This is a genomic window from uncultured Planktosalinus sp., assembly GCF_963973675.1.
Taxonomy (GTDB): domain Bacteria; phylum Bacteroidota; class Bacteroidia; order Flavobacteriales; family Flavobacteriaceae; genus Planktosalinus.
Window position 1 is genome coordinate 1 of sequence record NZ_CAXBAN010000055.1, and the last position, 9,598, is coordinate 9,598.

A 9,598-nucleotide genomic window follows, 5' to 3' on the forward strand; every position below is an offset into this window, starting at 1 on the left:
TATAATCAGACAGATGCTGAGCCAAACGAGTGGGTTTATCAGTATGAAAGTTTTTTTCGGCTTTATCAAAAGCTTTTAGAAGTAATGTCGCATACATTGTTAATCGGTTGGTTTGGTGACCTAAAACTACAAAATATCTATGGAAATTTTCGGGAAATTCTTTTCCGGATACTTTCCATGTTTTTTCCGGCGCTTCTCTAGCGTCCTTCATTTATTTGTTTTGAAATTGGTTTTCTGGCCGAAAGTTTCGGTTAGTAAAAATAGTTTCAAACGGAGCTTTCAAAGCAGTCAATCAAAACCCTTCAGGAGAAGTGGGGTAGCGGAGGACTGCCGGGAAGTTCCCCACTTCTCCACAGGAGGGACGCCTCCTTTATTTACCGGGTTGCGACCGTCTGTCTTCTAAGCAGATGGTCTATGCCTTAGTGTCCAATCTTTAAAACATAAACGATGAAAAAAATAGCACTTGTTTTAGGTGTGGTTACACTGCTTATGGGGATTTATTCATGTACGCCCCAAAGTATGGAAACCCAAACCCCGGTCGCTTGTTGCGGTGATGTTGATCCGCTACCACCTCCGCCACCGCCCCCTCCGCCACCTGACGGAGATCAATAATGCAGTAACCCCGTGGGCACTTTGTTGTGTTTGCGGGTTTTTTTATTAATAATACTTGAAAAGTGAGACATAAGTCATGGTTCAAGTTTCAATATTTGGCTGATGACAAGTTCTTTATGTCGATTGTGGTTAAAATAGTAAAGTTGTTTGTTTTTATTTCCAATTTTGTTTTTAACTTTAGGGGATGCCTAATCAACTCCTACGCATATTTTTAATTTTCATAGTGCTAAATGCTACTGTTTTTTCCCAAGCGGTTGACAGCACACAACTGTATTACCAATGGGTCATTCACCCCAGCCAACCGGCCCATTTGCCTTCAGGGTATTTTCATTATCTGAATCTGGCCGACACTTTTATTAAAAGCGGTGATACACTTTCTGCCATCTATTCCAAGCGCCTGGCTGCCATAGCGGGTTTTAAGTTGGGCGCAGTTGCTGATAGCGAGCAGCATGTGGTGCAAGCCCTGCAATGGCTGGATGCACTCTCTGCCAATCCCGAAATCAAAAATAGCAGATATACCGGTTTCTACAACCTCCTGGGAATGATGTACCGCAGCAGAAACCATAATGATAAAGCCTTTGACTACTACAGCAGGGCATTGACCTATGCAGATACTATAACCGACAGCATCGGCTTGTTGAACAACCGCGGGGATGTGTATCTCAATATGAAAAAGTACGCATTGGCCGAGCAGGATTTCAGACAGGCGATTCGCCTGGGCCGCCGGCTGGAGGATACCGCCAAATGGGCTCGCGCCCTCAACAACCTGGGGGTTTTGCAACTGAAACAATACAACAGCGAGGGAACAGCAACCCTGCGGAGCGCCTTACAACTTCGGGAAGAAGCCGGGGATCTGGAGGGCTTGTATTCAAGCAACCGGCACCTAGCACTTTTCGCTTTAAGCGAAAGTGATACCGTAGCAGCACGCAATTATGCCACAATTTCACTGGGTATTGCCCGTAAACTCAACAGTGCATCCTATATACTGGAATCGCTCTCCATCCTAATGGATTTGAACAAAGAACCCCTAGTAAGCGAATACAAAACCCTTGCAGACAGTCTTAACAGGGCCAGACAGGAGGAACAAAACCTTTTTGCGGCCATGCGTTTTGACGTTGAAAAAGAAGCGATGAATACCCAGCGGGCAAAACTGGAACTGGATAAAGAGCGCAACCAAAAAACCTTCATAGTGATTATAGGGATTTTAGTGCTGCTCTTAATGATTTTAGGAATCTTTCTCATCCTCAGCAGAATCAGGCACATAAAACAGAAGGAAGTTTTCAAAACTGAAAGCCGTATCTCCAAAAAAGTACACGACGAGCTAGCCAATGACGTCTATCAGGTGATGGTCAAAATGCAAATTGAACAAGACAAGGATGAAGGCCTGCTCGATGACCTGGAGCATATTTACAACAAATCACGCGACATCTCCCGCGAATATCAGGCACTTGATACTACAACCCCCTTTGAAGAAACCTTTACCGATTTGCTGGCGTCATATCAGACTGATAGGGTAAAAATCATCAAACGGGAAACCAATCCCATAGACTGGAGCACGATGTCACCGGTAAAAAAGAATGCTGTTTACCGAGTCTTGCAGGAATTGATGACCAATATGAAAAAGCACAGCGGGGCAACGCTGGTGGCGGTGACCCTTAATCAAAACAAGCAAAACATTGAAATTCATTATTCCGATAATGGGGTGGGCACTTTGTTAAAAAAACAAAACGGCCTGCAAAATGCGGAATACCGTATTTTTACTATAAACGGAAGTATTACTTTTGAATCACAACCCAATAAAGGATTTAAAGCAACCATTACAATATAGATGTATTCAACAGTAATCATAGCAGACGATCTGGTGAGTATCAATGCCGGAGTCCACACCTTTTTGAGTCACCTGAGTATCAGGCTCATTGACAGTGTCAATTATTGTGATGATGCCCTGTTAAGAATACATGCAGCTGAGAAAGATGGGGAGATCCCTATGAGCTTCTCATCACCGATTAATCTTTCAAAACAGATCATCGTGAACAAAAAATTACGTCAGGCGAGGAACTTGCGCTCCACCTAAAAGGTGTGTACCCCGATTTAATAATCATAGTCTATACCATCGAAGACAAGGCCCAAACCGTACGGAATTTTATGCAAAAGCATCACGTGGACGCTTATGTCAACAAGGGCCGGTATGGCCTGCAAGAACTTTCTTTTGCTGTGGAAGAGGTGTTTAAGGGTAAAACATATATCGCCGCATCTGGCTCCGGTTTTAAAAGGTAATTCCTTTGTGGAAATTGACGATTATGAAATTGCTCTTCTAAAGCACCTTGTCTATGGAATGTTACAAGATGAAATCGCCCATTCCTATAAAATGCAGGGCATCAAGCCGTTCGGTTTAAGCTCTATTGAAAAACGTCTGGGCATGCTGCGCACCCAATTTGATGCAAAGAACGGTACACAATTGGTTGCCAAGGCCAAGGATTTGGGGTTGATTTGAGGTTCAAAGCTCAAGGTTTGTGCTTTGTTGAGTCCTAAATAGGATTATGGAACTTGTAGTTGCTGCTCTTGGTTTGTTGGTTTTGCTTTATAGTGTCTAGTATAACAGCGATGCAGCTTTATGGAACGCAATGCAATTCAGAATATAGTCGACAGGAACGGGGGAGCGGTGAGTGGCTGTAGTGTTTTTTTTAGTCCCAAATAGCTGGACGATTAATTTTCATTGCTCTTAGATATGAAAGGAATTGTCCTGCGTGAACAGATTCGTGATAACCAATCCGTAATAAATAGTTTCCAAGGTTTTTCTTGCTTCCATTTCCGGGGTGAACAATTTCCGTTTCGTTAATTTGTTTATCTGAAAACTGTCGTACACTTTCTAAAAATGTATTTCTATAGGGTTCGGCAAATTCAAGTTCGTCAGCCACACTAATGAAGGGTCGATTTTCCCATGGCGTTTTATAAGTTGTCATGCTCCCATTATTGATGATGATATTCCATCCATAATCGGCTTCTAAAACGTGCCTAATCATTTCTATGGCAGTCATTGCTTTTTCGTCAGGTTTCCAATAGTAATGGCTTTTAGGAAGTCCTTTCCAAAGTTTGATACTTTTACTTCTAATTTCCTCAAAGTTTAAAATTATAAGTTCGCTTTGGTTCATTTTCATTGTTTTAAGATAGTCATTTTCATTTGAGCCATCGGTAAGTTTATGAAAAGCAGGTGGTTCGTTGGTACCGAAGTTTTGTTTATGCACAAAGTTTGTTACAAGCCAAAAGCCTTGAATTTACTATTGCTTATTTTTCACCTTCCTTCTTGTAAGCTGTTTTTAATTCGTTTTCAATGGTTTCTAAATATATTTTGTCCATGGGGGTTGAATAGGTGTCAAACATTCTTCGCTGTCTGCTATAAAGTTCCTTTGCAGTTTGCAGACTTGTTTTATATACTGTCAGTTTATTCAATTTTTTGTAAGTCAAGGCTAAATAATACTGATTTTCTGCTAAATCATTGTACTCTGCTTGTTTTTTCAAGATCTCTAAAGCCTTTTCAAACTTACTGGTTTCTAAATAAAGTACTCCAAGATGCAAATAATCATAGGGACCAACGAAGTTTTCTGATTCATTTAATTTGATTTGTTTTTCTAGGATCGCTATGGCTTTTTCCTTTTGTCCAATTCCTTTGTAGCATAGGCCTTTGGCAATATTCAAATGGTAGGTTCCGTTTTGAGATTGTCCGATATCGTAATCCAGTATACGTTCCAGTTCTTCAATGTCTTTGATTGCTCCTGTGTAGTCTCTAAAGAATTGGTAACGACACCAACCTCTGTATCCTAAGTGTTTTTTTGGATTTAATTCAACGGCTTTATCGATTAGCTTTTTCCAGGTCACAAAATCCCCGCTTTTCAGATACGCAATGGATTTTGCCCAATAGGCGTAATCATATGTTGGGTCAATGGCAATTGCTTCGTCAAAAGCTATTTGAAATTCTTTACTAAATTGATAATGTCCGGCACTTTTTTCGGCTGCGATACAGGCTTCATACTTCAGGGTATCGCCGGAATATTTGTACGCTTCACAATTTTGTGCCCGGGAAATCGAAAACGCTCCTATGAGCGTTATAAATATCAAACTTTTCATCAAGGTAAAATTTCTATTAGTTGTCCATCGGTTATTTTAAAAATGAGGTACATATAATAGTCTACAGGAGTTTCGCCACTGTATAAAATTGCCCATTTTTCAATTCCTTTTATAATGTTTTCAAGTTGCGAGACAATGGCATCATCAAATTTTGTTTCCCGGTACTCATTATCAGATTGTAACACTCTAAATCTCCCTGCCTTCCCCTCACAGTTTACCATAAATCGTATTCTGATGAAGCCAGATCCTTATTTGCTATAGTCTGGAAATTGTCTTTGTATGTTTGAAGGATTCTCGATTTTTCTCCGTTGTAAATCGGACCTCCTCCCAGATTGAAGTATTGCTTACTATTTTCATCACCATTACACACTTTAAAGTCCCTTTCGTCAATTTGGTCATTCTGTTTGATGTCTCCAACCCAGCGTAAATATTCTTGTTTTTCTAGCGTTTTCTTTTCCGATTGACAACTCACTAAAATTAAAAATACTAGAGGTAGTAGTGATTTCTTCATTTTGTTATTTCTGATTATCTAATAAATTGAATGAATTGTAAACTTAAGTTATATAAAAGTAGTACCCTGTTGAATGTTCCATAGAAAATAGTTAAGCTAAAAATACTCAAAAACAATCACTTGTTCCTATGTGCGTTTTTTTATTTGTAACAAACACCTGAGAGAGTGGGAGCGTACACTTCCTTCATTTAAATTATGGGGGATGAAACAAATATAACTAACTTTTTTATTTAGCTATCAGATGTGCGTTTTTTCTCAAGGGTGTAAAAAGAAACGGTTTTGGAATGCCATCGGGAGACTGCAGGACGGTTTTGGAAATTTTATGGCACTTGGTTTGCTCCGAAAATAGTGGCTTTGGATAGTAGAGTAGTTATTTTTGTTAGTTTCCCAAATTCACTTCCGTCCCTATCAACGTCAAAGTGCAACTGATTCTAATTCCTCGCAGGGTTCTGTTAATAACTACGGCCTTGGTAGTTCCATCAAGAATGTAAAATCTGTCACCACTGACTATTTATTTAGCGATGAGCCGCTCGATTGCAGCTCGAACACGACCCATGTCGCTCGAGCACATTGTGTGTAGCTCTGAACCATTGTCTTCGTGGTATTCCATGCCGGGATGAATAAACTGTATTACCCCGGACTTGTCCAGTATAAATGTCACAGAAGTACCCGGTCGATCAGGACCTGTTAACCACCAGTCCTTTAGTGTTTTATTGCGCCAATCCCAGTCAATAGCGATGGGAAACTTAAAATCCCTCGCTTCCACCACACGATTTACCCTTTCTTTATCTAAAGGATCATCTCTACCGGCTTTAGGATGGAAAACACCAATCATCTTAAGGCCTTTATCAGCGTATTCTTCATACAGCTGATTAAGCGCAGGGGTACTACTTGCGCAGAAGGGACAGGTGTCTGTAAACCAACGAACCAACACAACATTTCCCTTTAGGTTTTCCAGCGTAAGTGGTTGAGAGTTGAGCCATCCATCAAATTTAAATGGTGGCGCTGCAACACCGATGAGGTCGTCTCCGGCAGTTCTATCCATATCTGTAAGATACTTTAAATATTCTGCAATTATGGAATCGGCTTTTGCCTCAGACATTCCTTTCTCAATGAAAAGCTCACGCTGGTGCTCCCAGGACTTCACGGTTACATAGTCATTCTCGGGGTCTGCCTCAGCGTGGTGCATCTCATGGTTTCCACTTTTGGAATCTTGCGCAGTACAAGGGAGAATCGTAGCACAGAGGGCCAACGCCAAAATTCCACTGAATATGTTTTTTTGTTGTTTCATAGTGTTTTTAGTTTTGTGAAAGTTATTTGTTTAATTTTTATCGGTAATTCCCGCTAAGGTTTATGTGTAATGTTAGATGTTTGGTTAGGCCAAAAACGGCAAGCAAATCACAGAATTATCAACTTGACTTTTCAGCCATTCGTCATTTGGTTTTGAAAATGAAATACTTTGTCTTGGCATATTTTTATTAGTTGGTATAAATATTCATCATATACACATCGTTTACAAATTGTTGCCTTCGGTTAGTATTTGAAAAGTAGGCGAATACGAAGTACCAAAGTTTCGGTTTATAAATTAACCTCTAAAAATTCAAAAATTTTCGATTTAGCACTTCTCTTGCCATTAACCATAGGGTGTACACAGTTTTTATCTTCCATGATACTCCATATTAGGTATTTCCTCGTTATTTTTTAAAAACCTATTAAACCAATTAATCACCTGTTTGTCAACTTCCTCCCTGTGTTCAGATATTCCGTGATCTCCTCCTTCAAACATGATTAGTCTGTATGGAATTCTATATTTTTCAAATTCCAATGCTAAATTTAGACTTTGTTCGGGTTTTACACGCCAATCTGCATTTCCATGTAACATAAGAATTGGAACGTCTTTAGGAAATTTATCTGCCCATTTTATAGCTGACCTTTTCTCGATTTCAATATCTTTACTATTGACATAATTAGGAATCAGTTCTGCAATAACCTTTGTTTACATCTCAGGTCTATCTTCCATCATGCTTAATGCATCTGATAATGCACCACCAACAACAGCAGCTTTAATTTCATCCATTTTTGATAATGCGATGTAAGTCATCATCCCACCGCGACTCCAGCCATACATGCCTATTTTTTCAGTATCTGCTCCTTGTATTTCTTTTAGGACTGTTGGTAGTATAGTTATATCATTCACATCTTTTCCTCCAAATTCTTCTTTTCCTTCACTACCACCATTTCCCCTGTATTGACTAGCTATTACAACATACCCTTCTTTTGCAATTTGCCCAAGAGTTATCGCACCATGAGCAACTACTAATGAACCAAAATCTCTATTTCCTCCTTTTTTAGGTTTAGCCATTAAGCCACGAATTTTCAATCCATCACTTAAGTAAGTTATACCATAAACTTCTATACTGTCGAGGTATTTAAACTGGGGTTTCCATTGTTTTTCAGCACTTGTAGAATCTATCAAATATGGATATATTGGATAATTTGACCAATCGGTTATTAAATCCTTTTTTATTAAAAGATTAGATTCTTGTGCTTGAATTGATACAGTAAATAGAACAAGGATAATTGACTTTATATATTTCATAGTGTGGTTTTTTTAAATTGTGTTCGACATAAGTAAATCAAAAACAAAACCTCCGGTTATTGCTGATCTATTTCTTATGTGCTACTGTTTAGGTTTTAATAGTGTTTATACACTCTATAAGTCATATAAACAACATGTTTTTAGTTTAGGGGAGTACTCAAATATAAATATTTGATGTTACAACGCACAATCGTAAACTTAATTCATTGATATTTAATTTTTTATGGGAACTATTATTCTTTAGGCAAAGGTGCACTCCGTGTCTATTCGGGTTGGAAGTTTGCAACCAGGTTGGTTGCCCGATTTCAGCTGCTCTTTAAAAGTTGATCAAAGGTTTCCCTGATTTCTTTTGATGAAGGTTTGGCTGCTTTTGGATCAATGATTTTACCTTCTGTATCAATCAATATGAAGGAGGGTAATCCAAAAGCTTGATAATCCAAATAGGTTTTAGAATCCCATGACTGGGGCACTCTGAGACTTGTACCCATATTTTTATGTTCCCTGACATAGTCACGCCATATATTCTCGTCTTCATTTACTGAGATACTCACGAATGCAATATTATCCTCTTTATAATCAGCATGTAGGTCCAGTAAGTAGGGTAGTTCCCGTCCTGAACGCGGACAGAGGGTTTGCCAAAAATCAATATAGACATACTTGCCTTTAAAGTCATTTAATGAAACCAGATTATCATCAACGTCTTTAAGTGTGAATGGGGGCGCCGGCTGTCCCGGTGCCAACAATTGTTTTTCCTCATAAAGTAATTTCAACTGCGCTGCATAATGAGAATCTTTGTTGTGTTCTTTAAAATAATCGTAGTAGCTCTCAAAGCCTGCAAGACCTTTCTCACTAAGTCTCATATTCAGTGCATTAAATAGTGCATAGGCTCTTACATTATCATTTTTAAGTTCTTTGATTACACTTAAGCTTTCATCAAAAGGCGCATTGGGCTCGGCTGCTTTAACAGAATCCAGCTTACTTAAGCGTTCGTTGACTTTCATCTCAATATAGTAACTTAAGAAAAAGCGGTATTCCATTATGTCAAGGTACTCATCATTTTCTAATGACAATTGATTGATGAAATCATAATAATTTTCCGGTTGCTCCTCTTTTCGTTCGCCTAGCCTTATTTTAAGACCCGCATTACTAAATTCAACCATCGCTTTTGCATATTCCTCAAAATCTGTTGACAGTGATTGATCGCCAATCAATTCTTCAATATAATGTTTGTTTGCAGACGACATAGAATCCAGGTATTTACCGGCATTCTCTAAAGATTCATTGTAAACGTAATTATAATCTACTTTTCTAAGTTTTTCGCTTATTGAGTCTAACAATACATTTTCAACAGCCAAACTTCCTTCATAGTTAAAACTACTGTCAATATTTGATGCGTCAAATGAAATTTCTAAGGTTTCTCGCGGTTGTAGAAAAATATTTTTGAACGTACTCCCAAAGGTCAACATTTTAATAACAGGTTTGTCAATTGGCAGGTTGATTTCAAACGTTCCATCCTGAACATCTATTTCAGTAAACCGTTTTCCTTTACCCATAAAATCTTGGATTTTTAAAACTGTCTGGTCGTGATTTTCAATTTGACCTGTTATAGAAACCTCGTTAGGGATTTCTTGTTTTTTTTGACAAGATGCACCAATGAGTAATATTGTGAATCCAAGTGTCAATAGTGTTTTCATAAGCTCACTTCTTTGATTAATGTTGTTTTAAAAACTATTCTAATTTAAACCCTTCCA

General features: G+C 38.6%; 11 protein-coding genes and 1 pseudogene. 4 read left to right on the top strand and 8 right to left on the bottom strand.

Features of this window, described 5'->3' with window-relative positions:
- Positions 1 to 211: hypothetical protein (locus tag AACY61_RS03550; protein ID WP_339610218.1), on the bottom strand; the 211-nt coding region annotated here is incomplete at its 3' end.
- A gap of 236 nt (positions 212 to 447) precedes the next feature.
- Here AACY61_RS03550 and AACY61_RS03555 point away from each other — a divergent pair.
- The 4 genes from AACY61_RS03555 (at position 448) to AACY61_RS03570 (ending at position 3,106) form a co-directional block, all read left to right on the top strand.
- On the top strand, positions 448 to 612 hold the full coding sequence (locus AACY61_RS03555; RefSeq protein ID WP_339610219.1) for a hypothetical protein: 165 nt from the start codon (positions 448 to 450) through the stop codon (positions 610 to 612).
- 184 nt (positions 613 to 796) lie between these two features.
- The gene (locus tag AACY61_RS03560; RefSeq protein ID WP_339610220.1) at positions 797 to 2,440 is read left to right on the top strand and encodes an ATP-binding protein; all 1,644 of its coding nucleotides are present in this window, start codon (positions 797 to 799) and stop codon (positions 2,438 to 2,440) included.
- Between the two features lie 251 nt (positions 2,441 to 2,691).
- Positions 2,692 to 2,889 (top strand): hypothetical protein, encoded by a 198-nt coding sequence (locus AACY61_RS03565; protein WP_339610221.1) that lies wholly within the window; start codon positions 2,692 to 2,694, stop codon positions 2,887 to 2,889.
- A 7-nt stretch (positions 2,890 to 2,896) separates the two neighbouring features.
- A complete protein-coding gene (locus tag AACY61_RS03570) occupies positions 2,897 to 3,106 on the top strand; it encodes a DUF5932 domain-containing protein (protein WP_339610222.1) in 210 nt (69 codons plus the stop codon).
- Positions 3,107 to 3,296: 190 nt separating this feature from the next.
- Here AACY61_RS03570 and AACY61_RS03575 read toward each other — a convergent pair whose 3' ends face one another.
- From AACY61_RS03575 to AACY61_RS03605, 7 genes and pseudogenes are all read right to left on the bottom strand, one after another.
- Complete coding sequence (locus AACY61_RS03575; protein ID WP_339610223.1) at positions 3,297 to 3,857, bottom strand: DinB family protein; 561 nt, start codon at positions 3,855 to 3,857, stop codon at positions 3,297 to 3,299.
- A 40-nt stretch (positions 3,858 to 3,897) separates the two neighbouring features.
- Positions 3,898 to 4,737, bottom strand: a complete 840-nt coding sequence (locus AACY61_RS03580) for a hypothetical protein (protein ID WP_339610224.1) — start codon at positions 4,735 to 4,737, stop codon at positions 3,898 to 3,900.
- The gene (locus tag AACY61_RS03585) at positions 4,737 to 4,958 is read right to left on the bottom strand and encodes a hypothetical protein (protein WP_339610225.1); all 222 of its coding nucleotides are present in this window, start codon (positions 4,956 to 4,958) and stop codon (positions 4,737 to 4,739) included. The genes AACY61_RS03580 and AACY61_RS03585 overlap by 1 nt, the downstream gene beginning before the upstream one ends.
- A complete protein-coding gene (locus AACY61_RS03590) occupies positions 4,952 to 5,248 on the bottom strand; it encodes a hypothetical protein (protein ID WP_339610226.1) in 297 nt (98 codons plus the stop codon). Before AACY61_RS03590 ends, AACY61_RS03585 begins: the two co-directional genes overlap by 7 nt.
- A 511-nt stretch (positions 5,249 to 5,759) precedes the next feature.
- Positions 5,760 to 6,500 carry a TlpA disulfide reductase family protein gene (locus AACY61_RS03595; protein ID WP_339610227.1) on the bottom strand — a complete coding sequence of 247 codons (741 nt, stop codon included), beginning with the start codon at positions 6,498 to 6,500 and terminating at the stop codon, positions 5,760 to 5,762.
- A gap of 405 nt (positions 6,501 to 6,905) precedes the next feature.
- Positions 6,906 to 7,847, bottom strand: a pseudogene (locus AACY61_RS03600) (prolyl oligopeptidase family serine peptidase).
- A 305-nt stretch (positions 7,848 to 8,152) separates the two neighbouring features.
- Positions 8,153 to 9,541 carry a TlpA disulfide reductase family protein gene (locus AACY61_RS03605; protein WP_339610228.1) on the bottom strand — a complete coding sequence of 463 codons (1,389 nt, stop codon included), beginning with the start codon at positions 9,539 to 9,541 and terminating at the stop codon, positions 8,153 to 8,155.
- Positions 9,542 to 9,598: the final 57 nt, after the last annotated feature.

Coding starts and splice junctions, on each gene's coding strand:
- AACY61_RS03555 (WP_339610219.1), top strand. CDS start 448: ATGAAAAAAATAGCACTTGTTTTAGGTGTGGTTACACTGCTTATGGGG.
- AACY61_RS03560 (WP_339610220.1), top strand. CDS start 797: ATGCCTAATCAACTCCTACGCATATTTTTAATTTTCATAGTGCTAAAT.
- AACY61_RS03580 (WP_339610224.1), bottom strand. CDS start 4,737: ATGAAAAGTTTGATATTTATAACGCTCATAGGAGCGTTTTCGATTTCC.
- AACY61_RS03585 (WP_339610225.1), bottom strand. CDS start 4,958: ATGGTAAACTGTGAGGGGAAGGCAGGGAGATTTAGAGTGTTACAATCT.
- AACY61_RS03590 (WP_339610226.1), bottom strand. CDS start 5,248: ATGAAGAAATCACTACTACCTCTAGTATTTTTAATTTTAGTGAGTTGT.
- AACY61_RS03605 (WP_339610228.1), bottom strand. CDS start 9,541: ATGAAAACACTATTGACACTTGGATTCACAATATTACTCATTGGTGCA.